Raw genomic sequence first — 14362 nt, forward strand, 5'->3', positions numbered from 1 at the left:
TAGCTCTGCTCTTTTGTCTGACGCCCTAAAAAATCCGATCTGGAATGCTGTTATGCTCGCGCCATCGTTTCAGCAGGCTAGCCCGACGCACTGGATAGCGCAGGGCAAGTGTCTTGCACTCTCCAATGCGGTCGCAGCGAAAATGTCTGAAGTCATCGCGCAGCGTACACCATGCCAGCAAGATCCGTGCGCCTTCAAAGAATGTCAGGGCGAAGGGCCAGATATCGCGGTTGCTCGCCACCCCTTTTTCATCCCGGTAGACGATATGCAGCACATGTTCTGCGCGGATCGCTTGCCGATATGGGCTGAGATCGGCCGGAAGCTGCCCCGCCGCTTTATCGCTTGGTCCGACCAGCAGGCTATTATCCTCAAGGCTGCGGCGAAGTTCGTCGGGCAGCACAGCGGTGATTTTCGCCAGGGCGTCGCGGGCGGCAAAGGCCAGATGCTGGTCGGTTCGTTGTGCGACAAAGCGGGAACCAAGCACCAGCGCTTCGATTTCCTGTGGGCTGAACATCAGGGGTGGCAGCATGTAGCCCGGACGCAGCACATAGCCAAGACCGGCCTCTCCCTCGATACCGGCGCCCTGGCTCTGGAGCGTGGCGATGTCGCGGTAGAGCGTGCGGATGGAGACGCCCAGTTCTTCGGCCAACACCTGTCCGGTCACCGGGCGGCGATAGCGCCGTAGGATTTGCAGCAGGGAAAGAAGACGCTCGGACCGGGTCATCAACTGTCGCCTATTGCGCTGCGGCCCGCAGCCATAGCGCCTCGATGACGGCCGGTTCAAGGTCGGGGCCATCGGCAAACAATGCATCCGCCACCTCAAGTGCTTGCCGACGCAGGGCTTGTTGCTGGCGGATGATGATGGCGAGCAGATGGGACAAAGTTTCGCCGCCAGCAAACAGGCTTGAGTCTTCATCCAGCACCGAGGTCAGCACCGAAAGGTCGTTTTCATGGCCCAGCAGATCGGCCAGTTGTTTGGCGGCACCGCGTTTCAACTCGATGGCGCTCGGCCAGAGATCGCGCAGCAAGGACAAATGCATCCAATAGGTCTGGGTGGCCTTGCGCAGCGCATGGTAGCTTTCGGCCTCGCTGCCCTCGCGGCAGGCTGCAATGGCTGCTTCAGCGCGCTTGAAGGTCTTGGCCCAGGCCTTGGCAAATATCCGGGCGACCTTGGCGGGCCGGTCGTTGAACTCAATCCCCATGGCGACATCTGCCGCCTCACGGCAGCCGTCTGCCGCATCGCGCATCACTGCGCTCTGGCCTGCCTCCAGACTGGCCGACAGCCGTTCATGGCGATTGGACAGGAGTGACCACGCCTGTTGCAGGGCATCGGCTTCTTCATCGCTCAGGGTTGCTTCTTGAAGCGCCTCGACACTTTCCAGCAATGCGGCAGCGTCGCGAAGTGCTGAAAGGCTGCGGGCAATATCGCCTAGCCGCCGGTTTTCACGGCGACGCAGATCGGCAATGGCCGGGGCGATCAGCCGGTAGAGAGCTCTGGCGCGCTTCAGTTTGCGGCGCGCAAGATGAACGGCCCGATCCCGCTCGTCGGCCTGGGCTTCGGCGCCCCTATCAAGATCGGCTGCGGCAGCCTGCAAAAGCGCGCCCAGCATCCCGGCAATGGCGGTGCCTGTCTTCAGGTCAGGCCTTAAGCGATAGGCCATTGCGCCTTTCCGTCTGTGGCGTCGAGGTTGCCAGCCATTGGTTGGAATAGCGCCCGTCGCCGGTGACTTCCCGTCCGACCCAAGGCGGCAGCGGTGGGTCTTCGCAGTCATTTTCAAGTTCGACCTCGGCCACCACAAGCCCGGCATGCGCGCCAGCGAAGACATCGACTTCCCAGAGATAGCCGCCATATTCAACATTGTAGCGGGTTTTTTCGATGACGTTGCCCTGGGCTTTGTCGATCATTTCCAGCCCGTCGGCGAGCGGGATTTCATATTCGAATTCATCGCGGCTGAGGCCAACATGACCAATCTTGATGGTCAGCAGCGCATCGGCCCGGTCGCGGATGCGGATGCGCACGGAACGATCTGCCCCCGACAGGATATATCCCTGCTGAAAGCTGCTGGATTTGCTGACATGCTGACGCCAAGTGTCTGTGCGGACCAGGAATTTTCTTTCGATTTCCTTTGCCATGGCTGCTTTCCGTCACGTTAAAATCGATTTCACTCTATAGTATGACGCCGGTTTGACAATAGTTCCATCGATCCTTGAATTGCTGCTGCGCGCATTTGCCTCGACAGGGCAGTTTTCACGCGCTAATCAGGAGCATCTAATCGTTTGAAAGGTATGTTCATGACTGCGAAGACTGACAGATTGTTGGCGGTGCTCAAGCTTCAGCCAGTTGTTCCCGTGCTGATCATCGACGACGTCGAAACCGCCGTGCCGCTGGCCCGGGCGCTGGTGGCCGGTGGGCTGAAAGCCATCGAAATCACCATGCGCACGCCAGCCGCGCTGGAAGCGATTTCGCGGGTGGCCGCCGAGGTCGAAGGGGCTGTGGCCGGTGCCGGGACCATTCTCAACCCTGCCCATTTCGAAGCTGCGCTGAAAGCCGGGTCGCAGTTCATCGTCAGCCCCGGCACGACGCCGGAATTGCTGGCGGCTGCCGCCGGGTCCGATGTGCCACTGCTGCCGGGTGCGGCCACGGCCAGCGAAGTGATGACCCTGCGCGAAAAGGGCTATGAAGTGCTAAAATTCTTCCCCGCCGAACAGGCGGGGGGGGCGGCCTATCTGAAATCGCTGTCCTCGCCGCTGGCAGGCACGCTGTTTTGCCCGACAGGCGGCATTTCACTGAAGAATGCCAGGGATTATCTGTCGCTGCCAAACGTCGTCTGCGTCGGCGGCTCCTGGGTGGCGCCTAAAGAACTGGTCGCTGCGGGCGATTGGGCCGGCATTACCAAGCTGGCCGTTGAGGCCTGCGCGCTGAAAGGCTGAACTACAAGCGGCGGCATATGTCGTAATTTGACGCCCGCGTCTTGGGAAAGGGCGCGGGCGTTCCTATCTCTCTTCTAGCTGAAATATTAGGGAGAAGAGAATGATCGACGCCAAAAAGCTCCTCACGCAGTTTCTGGGATCGCAGATCCCGGGCATCGGCGGTTCTGTTCGCAAGAGGGGTGATGACGCCGCAAGCTATGCCAAGTCCAATCCCTGGAAGACCGGCGCGCTGGTCTCCGTGCTGCTCGGCACCAAGACCGGACGGTCGCTGGCCGGAGGCGCGCTGAAGGTTGGCGGCCTGGCGCTGGTAGCCGGTCTCGGCTACCGCGCCTATCGCAATTACCAGTCCGGCAAGGCCCCGGAAGAGTTGCGCGCCCTGCCGGAACTGCCCGCCCCACCGGAAAATTCCGGCTTTGATCCGGCAACCTCGTTCAGCAATGATTTCGCGCTCACCCTGATCAAGGCGATGATCGCCGCGGCGAAGGCCGATGGCCATATCGACGAAGGCGAGCGCGCCAATATCATGGAAAAACTGCATGTCGAGGAACTCGGCGATGAGGCGGAGGCCTTTATTCGTGCAGAACTGGACAACCCGACCGATCTCGATGCGCTGGTGGCTGCTGCCCGCACCGAGGAGCAGAAGGTCGAGCTCTATACGGCCTCGCGTTTGACCATCGATCCCGATACCCGCGCCGAGCGCGGCTATCTTGACCTTCTGGCTGGACGCCTTGGGCTTGCCGATGGGTTGATCGACCATATTGAGGCGACGGTGGCTGCGGCCAAGGTCGAGACGCCGGCTGTCTGAGACTGACGCCCAACAAAAGCAACGGCGGAAATCGCCGTTGCCTTCCCGTTACGGCTGGCATAATCCTGACCTGTGATACGAACAGGGGAGCATCATGCAGGATCTGAAGACCTATCGCGTTGCGGCGCCAGCTCCAGTGCGGCTCGAGGGCCGCTATGTGCTGGTCGAGCCCTTTGTCCGCGAGCAGCATCTGTCGGCCCTGTGGTCCGGGCTTGGCGGCGGCGATGCCGTTAACCAGGCGCTGCGCTATTTTCCTAATGACGACTTTTCCGGTGTCGAGGTCTTCGGTGACTGGCTGGAGGGTGCCAATGCCAGCGGCAGCCTGATTACTCATATTTTCCGCTCTAAGGCCGATGGGTCCATTGTTGGCATGGCCAGCCTGATGCGGCCCGATCCAAAAAACGGCGTGGTCGAGGTTGGATCGGTCGCGCACGGCCCGGCAATGAAACGCTCACCGCTGTCGAGCGAAGCGCATTATCTTCTGGCGAGACATGTGTTCGAGGATCTGGGCTACCGGCGCTACGAGTGGAAATGTCATAATGACAACGAGCCGAGCAAGATCACGGCGCGCCGCTACGGCTTCACATTCGAGGGCGTGTTTCGCCAGCATATGATTTCCAAGGGAAAGAACCGCGATACGGCCTGGTTCTCGATCATTGATACCGATTGGCCCCTCGTTAAAGCCGGGTTCGACGGCTGGCTTGATCCTGACAATTTCGATGCCGATGGCCATCAGAAACAGCGGCTTGAGGATATTCGAGCCGCTTTGAGGACTGCGCCATGAGCCCGCGCGATAAGAATTCGGCGATTGCCGCTGGCCTGATCATTCTGGGCTTCGGACTGGCCATGGTGTTCCTGCCCAATCTGGTCCTGTGGATCGGGCAATTTTCGCCGCTTCTGGCCGCTGCGGTCGGCTCTCTGGTGCTGCTATCGTTTTTCCTGATCTTCTGGCTCAGGGCTCGCTATCAGCGGCGTCACCCGGATGACAGGTGATAGCCTTGCAGGGAGGCGGCCAGCAGCAGGCTTCCGACCAGGATGATGAACAGCGCGCCGCCGATCTCGATGGCAAGGCCGACGCGGTAGGCGGTATGGGAGCCTTGGCCCGCCAGCCGCACCGCCAAACCCTTGGCACCGACGGCAGCGATGGCAAGTGCCGAAACGGTGATCGCGGTTCCCGCCGCCATGGCGAAGACCGATAGAATGCCGCCGAGATAGAGCTGGTTCAGCATAGCGAAGGTCATGACCAGCAGCGCGCCGGAACAGGGGCGAAGGCCAACGGCGACAATGGCCGACCAGGCTTCCTTGACGCTGAAATGCTCGGCACCGACCATGGCTGGCGAAGGCAGATGGCTGCGGCCGCAATCCACGCAGATTTCGCCCTCACGCGGCATATGACGGTCGCTCTCGGCTACATCGGCCAGGAACCGCAGGCCAGTTCCTGAAGACGATGCGGATTTTGTATTCGCTGGTTGTGGCGCATTGAACAGGCTAGCCGTGACGCCGCCCGATGGGATCTCTCCCGAACGCCGGCCGGAAAATGCAAGGACCTGCACAGGCTGGCGATGTCGGAAAACCTCGCCCAGCTTGCGCACCAGCAGCCAGACGCCAAAGGCGACCACCAGCGCGAAACTGGCGGCTTCCATGGCGTCGGTTGCCCGCGTCAGTGTGATGCCGCTGCCGCGCAGGGCGAGAAACATCACACCCACCGTGACGATGGCGACGATGGCCTGCAAAATCGAAGAGGCGATGGAAATGGCGATGCCGCGCTTCAGCTCCAGCTCATTGGCGACCATATAGGACGAGATCACCGCCTTGCCGTGGCCGGGGCCTGCGGCATGAAACACCCCGTAAGCGAAGGACAGGCCGATTAATACCCAGAGCTGGTGCGGATCGTCGCGCATACCGCGCAACGCCTCGGTCAGCGCCCGGTAGAAAGCCTGTTGATGGGTGTTGATCCACAACATCACACCCGCCAGCGGTCCGTCCATCTGAAAGGACGGTTCGGCGGTGCCGATGCCAAGCGGCGAACCCGCATGGGCCAGTGTAGCGGTGAGTGTCGCGGCAAGAGCGACCGCTACGAGAAGGGGTGTGCTTGAAGCCCGTCGATATTGCGTCGGCGTCAACATGCCAGGTCGAGCCTCGTTGCAAACAGCTTGCCCATGTCGGTGCCGGTCGGATCGTTGAAAAAGGCTTCGGTCAGACTGGCCTGGTTCTGCTTGATCACGTCATCGGGATTGGGCCGGACCACGGTGCGCTTGCATTTCTTAAGCGCGTCGCCGGTCTCTACGATGTCGCCATCCTTTTTGAAGTCGATGGCGGTATAGAGGGTCGGATCGTGAACGCCGAAGCTGAGATTGCCCTTGATCGGAATGGGCTTTTCCGGCTTGACGATAAAGAACACCAGCAATTGATTGTCTTTATAATCGGCGTTGAACACCTGCGGCTTGGCGACGTTGACGGTTGCGCCGCTGGCACTGATGAAGGTGAAATAACCATAGTCGCCAAGCGAGCTTCTGATCGTATTGGCGATATCCTGCAACTCGCTATGGTCGAGCTTCAGGTCGCCGTTCTTGTCGAAATCCAGCATGACGCTGGAAGAAAACACCTCGTCGAATCGCCAGGTATTGCGCAATTCCTTGATGGTATTGTCCGCTCCCGCCACCACTTCCAGCCGGGCCTGAACGAAGACATGCGGATGGGCAAAAGCCGCGGGCGCCGACAGGCCCACAAAGCCTGCAACAAGAAAACCGGCGAGAAGAAGAGGTCTAGCTATGTTCATCTGCGCCCTAACCGCTGCATATATTGAATGCGACAGCGAGCCATTGGAAACATAGAGGACGCGCTGTGTTGTCGGCGTCGCATGGACGCATCGCATTTATATTCACGGTCTGTGGTGGCCAAGCAATAGGACGGAAATAGGGCCGCCGACTTTTGCCTTGGAAAAGTGAAGAGGGCATTCTGAGATGAAACGGGCGCCCGGCCTGTCGTCACTCCGAAGGTGGCGTTCCTTGCTTGGGCTGGCATGTGCCATTGCGCTTGAACCAATTGTGCATGAAGTCCACCAAGGCGCGGACCTTGGCGGGCAGGTAGCGGCGATGCGGGTAGACCGCATAGATCCCGCTGCCGGAGGGCATGTAATCCTCAAATATCGAAATCAGTGCGCCGCTTTCGATATGTCTGCGGGCGACAAAATCCGGCAAGAGGGCGATGCCGAGGCCCGATAGCGCGCCGCGCAACGTGGTCTGGGGGCTATTGACCTCCAGCGGCCCGGAAATATTCACGGTAAAGGCCTCGCCATCCGGCTGGCGCAGGCGCAGGCTGTTGTGTCCGCGGGTATTGGTGTCGATCAGCACCGGCACCTTGGACAGATCCTGCGGATGGGTGAGGGGACCATATTTCTCCAGAAAAACCGGGCTGGCGCAGGCATAACTTCTGAAATCCGCCAGCTTGCGGGCAATCATCCCCGAATCTTCCAGTTTGGTGACGCGGATGGCTAAATCGAAGCCTTCCTCGATCAGGTCAACGAACCGGTCTTCGGCAACGATCTCGATGGAAAGATCGGGATGTTGCAGGGCAAAATCGATCAGCGATTGACCGACTTCGGCATCGGTGAAGCTGCGCGGCACGGTGATGCGAATCTTGCCGCTGATGCCGACATTGTTCTCGCGCACCAGATCGGCCAGATTGTCGATCTCTTTCAGGATGTCGGCGGCGCTGCGATAATAGGTGTGACCCGCCTCGGTCATCGAAAACTGCCGTGTGGTGCGATTGAGAAGCAGCGCCCCCAACTCGTCCTCCAGCTCGCGGACATATTTTGACAGCAGCGCCTTGGAGCGCCCGGTCTTGCGGGCGGCGGCAGAAAAGCCTTCCGCTTCAACGACATCGATGAAGGCGCGGATGCGGGTCAGGGTGTCCAAGAGGGCCTCTTCGGGTTGTTTGGATGGGTGGTGAACAATAGTCTCACTTCGTTCAATAATAAAACACATAAAAAAATGAAGCGGGCTTGCAAAAACCGCTTGATTATGACGGCGAGTTTTCTTATCTCCGTCTTGCCCAAAGTCGCACGTGCCTGTGGGTGTCCGCCGATCCTCGATGTGGTGAGGAAATCGGTAAGGTACCTGGAATTAACCCCTCCAGTCGTTATCCCGGCCAACCGGGAAATGCGAGGACACCTTGAAGCAACGACGGTGCGGGCCTTTCTAGTCTCTGCCGGCTTTCCATCAGCCGGGGTCACTGAAGAGGCACACCATCATTGCCGGAAGTGCGGTCGGGTTCCCCAACCAATCCATGGCAGACAAAGCGGATTAATGCTCTCAGGCAAGAGGGCGTTGATCCATCGCCCGCGTTAGAGCGTTCGTACGGTACCAGTGTCTCCACCGACTGGTTTCGAGCGAGGTCTCGGCGCACTTTGTCCATCCGGAACTTTTTGGGTTCCGGTAACCTTTTTACTATGGAAGGGATCGCCATGACCACCGCCCGCATCCTCGACTTCATCAACACCCAGCGTCCAGAAGGCCCTTGCCTCGTCGTGGATCTTGATGTCGTGCGCGATAATTATGGCGCATTCCGCCACGCCCTGCCAGACAGCGCCATCTACTATGCCGTCAAGGCAAACCCGGAGCCGGCAATCCTGTCGCTGCTCGCATCGCTCGGCTCCAACTTCGATTGCGCCTCCGTGGCCGAAATCGAAATGGCGCTTGCTGCCGGTGCGACCGCCCAGCGGATTTCGTTTGGCAACACCATCAAGAAGGAACGGGATATTGCCAAGGCGCATGCGCTCGGCATCAACCTGTTTGCCGTCGATAGCCATGAGGAAGTCGAAAAGATTGCCCGTGCCGCCCCTGGCGCCCGTGTGTTCTGCCGCGTCCTCACCGATGGTGAGGGTGCCGAATGGCCTTTGTCGCGCAAGTTCGGCTGCGTGCCGCAGATGGCCGTCGATGTTCTGGTCTATGCCCACCAGCATGGTCTGGAAAGCTTCGGCGTGTCCTTCCATGTCGGCTCGCAGATGACCAAGGTCGATGCCTGGGATGCAGCACTGGGCGATGCCAAGCGGGTGTTCGCACAGCTGGCCAAGCAGGGCATCTACCTGCAAATGGTCAACATGGGCGGTGGTTTTCCGACCAAGTACCTGCGCGACATTCCCTCTGCCGAAGCCTATGGCCAGGCCATCAACGCATCGCTGAAGAAGCATTTCGGCAACAACATTCCGCAGACCATCATTGAGCCTGGTCGCGGCATGGTTGGCAATGCCGGTGTGATCAAGGCGGAAGTGGTGCTGATCTCGAAGAAGTCCGACAATGACGCCCATCGCTGGGTGTTCCTTGATATCGGCAAGTTCGGCGGTCTGGCGGAAACCATGGACGAGGCGATCCGTTACCCGATCCGCACGGCCCATGACGGCGACGAAATGGAGCCTTGCGTGTTGGCTGGTCCGACCTGCGACAGCGCCGATGTCATGTATGAAAAGAACATGTATCCGCTGCCGCTGTCGCTGACCATCGGCGATGACGTGCTGATCGAAGGCACCGGTGCCTATACCACCACCTATTCGGCGGTGGCGTTCAACGGTTTCGAACCGCTGAAAGCCTATGTGATCTGATCGTGCTCCTGCCGGGCTAATTTTCCCCGGCAGGATTGCTCTCTCACCATTTGAACGCTCTTTTGCACAGGAGGTCGCCATGACCGCTGTTATCAACACCGTGCGCGCTTTTTTTGCGCAGCCTGCCTTCAAGATCGATGCTGAAACTCCCGCCGATGTCGTGGCGCGCGAGGCCTTGCTGGACCGCGCCATGGGGCCGGACCGCCGCACGAAGTCGTCTGAAAAGATCCGCCGTGGCCGTGTGCCCGCTGAAGGGCTGGCGCTGGTGGCGCGTGACCGCAAGGGCCATGTGATCGGCACTGTGCGCCTGTGGAATATTGAGGCTGGCGTCAACGCTGAAGGCCAGGTTATCGACGCGCTGCTGCTCGGACCGCTGGCCGTCGATGCCGCGCATGAAGGCAAGGGCGTTGGCTCACAGCTGATGCGCGCTGCCCTGATGGAAGCCAAGGGCCGTGGTCACGGTGCCGTGCTTCTGGTCGGCGATGCCGCTTATTACGAGCGCTTCGGCTTTTTTGCCGCGAAAACCATGCATCTTGTCATGCCGGGACCGTTTGCTCGCGACCGTTTCCTGGCGCTGGAACTGATCCACGGCTGGCTGGACGGCGCTGTCGGCATGATCTCGGCTTCTGGCCGCAAGCTGACCGCACCGGCCCGTCGCAAGGCGGCATAAGCAGTTTTTGAAATACGTCCTCGGTCCCAGTCTGTTCAAGAATTGCTGCTGGCCTGGCGAAAATGGTGATTTCGAGAACCGGAACGGAGCGTACTCAAAGTACGTGAGCACCGGAAGCACAGAAATTGCCATTTGCAGCCGGCCAGCGGCGATTATTGGATAGACTGTGAGATCGAGGATGGTGCGCAGCAATGCAGAGCGGCGGCCTAGCGTTGCTGCGCACCCCACCCATCGGTCAGTGTTTTCAAAAAAGCCACGACATCCCTGATTTCCGTCTCGTTCAATGCGGGCGGTTGGCCGGGCTTTCTGTCCATGGGCGCATCGATCACATCGATATTGCCGCGATAGGCGTCTGGCATGTCGTTGAACTTGTCGATGCTGCCATCCGATTTTTTCGGATAGATGCTGGCCGGATCAGTGTCACGGGCCACATAAAAGCGCGTGGCTTCCTCCAGCGTGCGATAAACGCCATTGTGGAAATAGACGCCGCGCTCGGCGACATTGCGCAGGGTAGGGGTCTTGAACAACCCGCAATTTTGCGGCTGGGCGGAAAATTCGTCATGGCGCATCGGCCCGCAAATGCCGAGATCGAAATAGAGCCTGTCGGAATTGGCGGGAATATCAGAATTGCGCGGCACCCCGAGCGCCTCGAATTCGTAATCGGTAAATGCCGGCATCTGTCCGTCGCCGCCCCTCTTATCCAGGTGGCAGGAGGCGCAATTGCCCTTTTTCGGATCGTCGAACAAGGCGAGCCCACGCTGCTCAGCCGGTGTAAGCTGCGCCTGTCCGCGCAGATAGGCATCATATTTGCTGGAATAAGAATGGAAGGACGGGTCTTCCACCTGATAGCGGGCGAGAGCAAAGCCGATTTCCGACAAGGCCATGGATTGGTCCTCCATCACCTGTTTGCCGAACAAGGCCGTCAGTTGCGCGCCATATCCGGCTTTAATTTTGTCATAGAGTGCCTGCGCATCGCTATTGGCCATTTCAAAGGGCGATAAAAGCGGCCCCAGTGCCTGGTCTTCCAGGCTGTCGGCGCGCCCATCCCAGAACATGCCACCCTGGGGAACGGCATTGTTGGCGGCGGCCACGGCTTTGACGAGAGGTTGGCCAGCGACCGGCCCGGCGATCACCGCAGTTTGCGCGGCAAGCGCCGTACCGGAAGCTTCTGCCATCGGCGAGGCTTCCTGCGCCTCCTCGGCGGCATTTTCCACGCCCACAGAGAAGGCAGGCGTGGCGATCTTGTAGGCAAGGCTTGGCACGGGGCGGATACCCGGCAGGTTGAGATCGGGTCCACCCCTCTGTACCGCCTGTGTGTTGGCTGGGGCGTAATGATGGGCGGGATCATGGCAGCTAGCGCAGGACATCCTGCCGCTACCAGACAGGCTCTGGTCGAAAAACAGCGCCTTGCCCAATTGTGCCACGGCACTGAGCTGGGCGGGTGCGCCGGTTTCGGCCTGTGTCGGGGTTTCCGCCAATGTCTGGGCCGCCCAGCCTAAGCCCGCGAAGGCAAGGCTCAGAAGGGCCAGCGCCAGCAGCGGCAGGCGGGATTTTTCGTTAAACACTGCCATGAACAACCGCTCTCGGTGTCTCCGCTTAGCTTTTCAGGCCAGTCTTCGGATCGAGGATCAGCGTATCGCTGCGGGCATGGGACCAATCGAACATGCCGTTCAGGGAGCCTGCAATGGCATCGAAGGAGCCGCCGCCCAGCCTTTGCCCCGCCATCCAGTTATCCTCGATAAACCGCATGACCGAGGTCTGGTCGGTCAGGGTATGGTCGACATAGTTTTGCTTGGCATAAGGCGAGATCACCAGCAATGGCTGACGGGTGCCATAGCCGCAACGGCCCTGGACTGGCTGGCCATTGACGCCGGGTAAGGGCGTTCCGGTGCCGCAGGCCGCACCGTCAAGCACATCATAGCCTTTGACGGGAATGCTGGACGGATTGACGACGTTATGGGCATGGTCGTACCAGCCGTCGGAATCGTCATAAAGCAATACCACGGCGGTGTCCTTCCACTCTGGCGATTGCTGGAGTTTGTTGACGACATTGGCAACGAATTCCTGCTCATCAAGCGGATCGGAATAACCGGCATGGCCGTCCTGATAGGCAGGCGCCTTCAGGAAATTGACGGCGGGCAGAGTGCCGTTGCTCAGAACCGCATAGAAATCATTGATGTCATACTGGTGGTTGGCGCCGCCGTCCTGGCTGGTGCCGATGGCGGCGACCGAACTCGGGCGGATATGCTGGGGATTGGCGGTCGAGGGATAGTATTGGAAGGGTTGGTGATGGGGAATGTAATCGACTTCATCGACCTTGGTGATTGCCGATGTCGTTGTGCGCTTGCAACCGGTCGTGCCATTGGGATTGTTGAGCGTCAGATCGAAGCCGCCCTCGAAAAAGCCCCAGGTCAGGCCCTTGTCGTTCAGGAGGTCGCCGATATTGCGGCCGGTCATCAGGGCTGTCTGGCCTTTCGAGCAAACATCGCCGGTGGGGTCGAGATCGGAAATCATCGTCCAGCCGCCATTGCCATCAGGCACGACTTCGCCCTTGGCATAGGTGCCATCCTTTTCCAGCGTGTAGCCGGGCGGCAGGGTCACGCCATTGGTCTGGCCGGACACGAGGTTGATGGCGCCGGGGGTCGAGGGGCCGAAATTGGTGGAGAAAGATCGGTCGTTCAGGGCAAAATTCTGAGCGTAGTTCCACAGCGCCGTAACGGTATTGCCGTCATAATAGCCCATGACCTGGCCTTTGGTGCCAAAGGCACCGGCTGCGCCCTTGGTGCCGCGCCCGGTATTGGCGGGAAACAGGTCCATGGCGAAATTGTCATAGGCGGCCTGTTCGGCGGTATAGCCATGGTTCTGCGAATTGGTGGCCGCCTGGGTGCGATCGAGACGGAATGGGGCGGTGGCATCGGGGCCATTGCCCGGATTGGTCTTGTTGGGATTGTCCTCCAGCAGGCCGGCATGGGCCAGCGTATCGATATCCGCAGGCGTCTGCGGCGCGGCGGTAAAGGCGGGCTCACCCTCGACATTGGCAGCTTTCGGATAGGTCGCGAAATAATGGTCGAAGGCGACGTTTTCCTGGAAGATCACCACCAGATGCTTGATCGGCGTTGCCGTATTGACCTCAGCCGCCGCCGGGGCGGTGGGGATGAGACAGAGAGACGCAGACATGAGAATTGAACCGGCACACATGTTTCGCTGCCGAGGATGAAGAGGCATGACCATATCCTTTACGAGGATCCGCGGTGGGGAAGCTGACATGGGCGGAGTGGCAAGACGATAGGAAGCGTTTTTAACAGTTCCGTGACGGAATAGGACTTGTCTCGCTCCAATCGCCGCCCGGGTACTCACAAGTGGGTGATAGGTAGCGGCGATGAAAAATAACCCTTCCTTTGCCGTTTGACACGAGCATGTGGGCCACCTCTTTGAGGTCTGGTTGGAGGGTGGTCTTGTTCGAAGAAAAATTGATAGAAATCAAAAAGATGATGCATGGAAGCCACACTTCATCCTTGAATACTGGCGGCCTGTCGTAAGGTTGTCTTTTCTTGATTTGTCTCAAGGACGGTGGTGTCCGGTCACCGATAATCGGTTGCAATGCAGCAGGGGGACCTGCTGATCAATCGATAAAGGAGAGATGACATGTCAACGAACCGCACCCTTGGCTTGATAGCGCTTGCGCCCCTTGCTTTCGCATCGCTGTCTTTGGCGACGCCTCTGGCCTCTGCGGCGGATCTGACACCGGCGGCAAGCGCTCCGCAAGCCGAATCGCTGCTGACGCCCTACAGCCCCTGGCAGGTCCGCGCCCGTGCGCTGGCCGTGGTACCCAATGATGGCGGCTCGGTGGATGGCATTGGTGGTTCCGATCTGTCCTACAGCAACAGCGTCACGCCGGAAGTCGATTTCAGCTATTTCTTCAATCGCAACATCGCTGCCGAACTCATTCTCGGCACGACGTCAGCGAACGTCAATGCCGGGGGCTCAATCGGTAGCCTGGGCAAGCTCGGCAAGGTCTGGATCCTGCCGCCAACGGTAACGCTGCAATATCACTTCACGGACTTCGGCAAGTTCCAGCCCTATGTTGGCGCGGGCGTCAACTATACGATGTTCTACAATCAGTCGGCGACCGGTTCCGCCACCAAGCTCGATGTCAAGAATACCTTTGGTGCTGCCGTGCAGGTCGGTTTCGACTACATGATCAACGACAAGTGGGGCGTCAACTTCGACGTCAAGAAATACTATCTGCGTCCGGATTTCGAAGCGACCGTTGGTGGCTCCAAGGTCAAGGGCACTGCCAAGCTCGATCCATGGCTGATCGGCGCCGGTGTGACGTACCGCTTCTAAACCTCATCGA

15 protein-coding genes are annotated in these 14362 nt (G+C 59.5%); 7 read left to right on the plus strand and 8 right to left on the minus strand.

What is annotated here, in order from left to right; genetic code table 11:
- Positions 1 to 25 precede the first annotated feature (25 nt).
- From IEI95_RS11800 to IEI95_RS11810, 3 genes are read right to left on the minus strand one after another with little or no spacing between them, the layout of a single operon-like run.
- Positions 26 to 724 (minus strand): helix-turn-helix transcriptional regulator, encoded by a 699-nt coding sequence (locus IEI95_RS11800; protein WP_156533685.1) that lies wholly within the window; start codon positions 722 to 724, stop codon positions 26 to 28.
- A 10-nt stretch (positions 725 to 734) separates the two neighbouring features.
- Positions 735 to 1661, minus strand: a complete 927-nt coding sequence (locus IEI95_RS11805; RefSeq protein ID WP_194416470.1) for a CHAD domain-containing protein — start codon at positions 1659 to 1661, stop codon at positions 735 to 737.
- On the minus strand, positions 1639 to 2133 hold the full coding sequence (locus IEI95_RS11810) for a CYTH domain-containing protein (RefSeq protein WP_015917160.1): 495 nt from the start codon (positions 2131 to 2133) through the stop codon (positions 1639 to 1641). Before IEI95_RS11810 ends, IEI95_RS11805 begins: the two co-directional genes overlap by 23 nt.
- Positions 2134 to 2292: 159 nt before the next feature.
- Here IEI95_RS11810 and IEI95_RS11815 point away from each other — a divergent pair, with 159 nt between their 5' ends.
- The 4 genes from IEI95_RS11815 (at position 2293) to IEI95_RS11830 (ending at position 4729) form a co-directional block, all read left to right on the plus strand.
- Entirely contained in the window at positions 2293 to 2931 is a 639-nt protein-coding gene (locus tag IEI95_RS11815; protein WP_015917159.1) for a 2-dehydro-3-deoxy-phosphogluconate aldolase, read from the plus strand.
- A 100-nt stretch (positions 2932 to 3031) separates the two neighbouring features.
- Positions 3032 to 3736 (plus strand): tellurite resistance TerB family protein, encoded by a 705-nt coding sequence (locus IEI95_RS11820; protein WP_156537101.1) that lies wholly within the window; start codon positions 3032 to 3034, stop codon positions 3734 to 3736.
- A gap of 94 nt (positions 3737 to 3830) precedes the next feature.
- Positions 3831 to 4520 carry a GNAT family N-acetyltransferase gene (locus IEI95_RS11825; RefSeq protein WP_194416471.1) on the plus strand — a complete coding sequence of 230 codons (690 nt, stop codon included), beginning with the start codon at positions 3831 to 3833 and terminating at the stop codon, positions 4518 to 4520.
- The gene (locus IEI95_RS11830; RefSeq protein WP_015917156.1) at positions 4517 to 4729 is read left to right on the plus strand and encodes a hypothetical protein; all 213 of its coding nucleotides are present in this window, start codon (positions 4517 to 4519) and stop codon (positions 4727 to 4729) included. Before IEI95_RS11825 ends, IEI95_RS11830 begins: the two co-directional genes overlap by 4 nt.
- Here IEI95_RS11830 and IEI95_RS11835 read toward each other — a convergent pair.
- The 3 genes from IEI95_RS11835 to IEI95_RS11845 form a co-directional block, all read right to left on the minus strand.
- Positions 4711 to 5862 carry a nickel/cobalt transporter gene (locus IEI95_RS11835; protein WP_194416472.1) on the minus strand — a complete coding sequence of 384 codons (1152 nt, stop codon included), beginning with the start codon at positions 5860 to 5862 and terminating at the stop codon, positions 4711 to 4713. The genes IEI95_RS11830 and IEI95_RS11835 overlap by 19 nt on opposite strands.
- A complete protein-coding gene (locus tag IEI95_RS11840) occupies positions 5856 to 6515 on the minus strand; it encodes a DUF1007 family protein (RefSeq protein WP_156533695.1) in 660 nt (219 codons plus the stop codon). The genes IEI95_RS11835 and IEI95_RS11840 overlap by 7 nt, the downstream gene beginning before the upstream one ends.
- Before the next feature lie 208 nt (positions 6516 to 6723).
- Positions 6724 to 7653, minus strand: coding sequence for a LysR family transcriptional regulator (locus tag IEI95_RS11845; RefSeq protein WP_015917153.1), 930 nt, complete (start codon positions 7651 to 7653; stop codon positions 6724 to 6726).
- 548 nt (positions 7654 to 8201) lie between these two features.
- On the opposite strand from IEI95_RS11845, the gene odc2 reads away from it, so the two are divergent.
- Together odc2 and IEI95_RS11855 are read left to right on the plus strand one after the other, a co-directional pair.
- Entirely contained in the window at positions 8202 to 9335 is a 1134-nt protein-coding gene (gene odc2 / locus IEI95_RS11850; RefSeq protein WP_015917152.1) for an ornithine/lysine decarboxylase, read from the plus strand.
- 79 nt (positions 9336 to 9414) lie between these two features.
- On the plus strand, positions 9415 to 10005 hold the full coding sequence (locus IEI95_RS11855; protein WP_015917151.1) for a GNAT family N-acetyltransferase: 591 nt from the start codon (positions 9415 to 9417) through the stop codon (positions 10003 to 10005).
- Positions 10006 to 10211: 206 nt separating this feature from the next.
- On the opposite strand, the gene IEI95_RS11860 is transcribed toward IEI95_RS11855, so the two are convergent.
- Together IEI95_RS11860 and IEI95_RS11865 are read right to left on the minus strand one after the other, a co-directional pair.
- Positions 10212 to 11576 carry a cytochrome-c peroxidase gene (locus IEI95_RS11860; protein WP_156533697.1) on the minus strand — a complete coding sequence of 455 codons (1365 nt, stop codon included), beginning with the start codon at positions 11574 to 11576 and terminating at the stop codon, positions 10212 to 10214.
- Positions 11577 to 11601: 25 nt separating this feature from the next.
- A complete protein-coding gene (locus tag IEI95_RS11865; RefSeq protein ID WP_234891040.1) occupies positions 11602 to 13182 on the minus strand; it encodes a phospholipase C in 1581 nt (526 codons plus the stop codon).
- Between the two features lie 468 nt (positions 13183 to 13650).
- Here IEI95_RS11865 and IEI95_RS11870 point away from each other — a divergent pair, with 468 nt between their 5' ends.
- Positions 13651 to 14352 carry an OmpW/AlkL family protein gene (locus tag IEI95_RS11870; RefSeq protein ID WP_015917148.1) on the plus strand — a complete coding sequence of 234 codons (702 nt, stop codon included), beginning with the start codon at positions 13651 to 13653 and terminating at the stop codon, positions 14350 to 14352.
- The last annotated feature ends 10 nt before the right edge of the window (positions 14353 to 14362 follow it).

The sequence above is a fragment of the Agrobacterium vitis genome, assembly GCF_014926405.1.
Taxonomy (GTDB): domain Bacteria; phylum Pseudomonadota; class Alphaproteobacteria; order Rhizobiales; family Rhizobiaceae; genus Allorhizobium; species Allorhizobium vitis_H.

What these genes read in the sequence shown, in the direction of transcription:
- IEI95_RS11800 (WP_156533685.1), bottom strand. Translation starts at nt 724, where the DNA reads ATGACCCGGTCCGAGCGTCTTCTTTCCCTGCTGCAAATCCTACGGCGC.
- IEI95_RS11820 (WP_156537101.1), top strand. Translation starts at nt 3,032, where the DNA reads ATGATCGACGCCAAAAAGCTCCTCACGCAGTTTCTGGGATCGCAGATC.
- IEI95_RS11865 (WP_234891040.1), bottom strand. Translation starts at nt 13,182, where the DNA reads ATGTCTGCGTCTCTCTGTCTCATCCCCACCGCCCCGGCGGCGGCTGAG.
- IEI95_RS11870 (WP_015917148.1), top strand. Translation starts at nt 13,651, where the DNA reads ATGTCAACGAACCGCACCCTTGGCTTGATAGCGCTTGCGCCCCTTGCT.
- IEI95_RS11835 (WP_194416472.1), bottom strand. Translation starts at nt 5,862, where the DNA reads ATGTTGACGCCGACGCAATATCGACGGGCTTCAAGCACACCCCTTCTC.
- IEI95_RS11805 (WP_194416470.1), bottom strand. Translation starts at nt 1,661, where the DNA reads ATGGCCTATCGCTTAAGGCCTGACCTGAAGACAGGCACCGCCATTGCC.
- IEI95_RS11825 (WP_194416471.1), top strand. Translation starts at nt 3,831, where the DNA reads ATGCAGGATCTGAAGACCTATCGCGTTGCGGCGCCAGCTCCAGTGCGG.
- IEI95_RS11855 (WP_015917151.1), top strand. Translation starts at nt 9,415, where the DNA reads ATGACCGCTGTTATCAACACCGTGCGCGCTTTTTTTGCGCAGCCTGCC.
- IEI95_RS11840 (WP_156533695.1), bottom strand. Translation starts at nt 6,515, where the DNA reads ATGAACATAGCTAGACCTCTTCTTCTCGCCGGTTTTCTTGTTGCAGGC.
- IEI95_RS11860 (WP_156533697.1), bottom strand. Translation starts at nt 11,576, where the DNA reads ATGGCAGTGTTTAACGAAAAATCCCGCCTGCCGCTGCTGGCGCTGGCC.
- IEI95_RS11815 (WP_015917159.1), top strand. Translation starts at nt 2,293, where the DNA reads ATGACTGCGAAGACTGACAGATTGTTGGCGGTGCTCAAGCTTCAGCCA.
- odc2 (WP_015917152.1), top strand. Translation starts at nt 8,202, where the DNA reads ATGACCACCGCCCGCATCCTCGACTTCATCAACACCCAGCGTCCAGAA.
- IEI95_RS11810 (WP_015917160.1), bottom strand. Translation starts at nt 2,133, where the DNA reads ATGGCAAAGGAAATCGAAAGAAAATTCCTGGTCCGCACAGACACTTGG.
- IEI95_RS11830 (WP_015917156.1), top strand. Translation starts at nt 4,517, where the DNA reads ATGAGCCCGCGCGATAAGAATTCGGCGATTGCCGCTGGCCTGATCATT.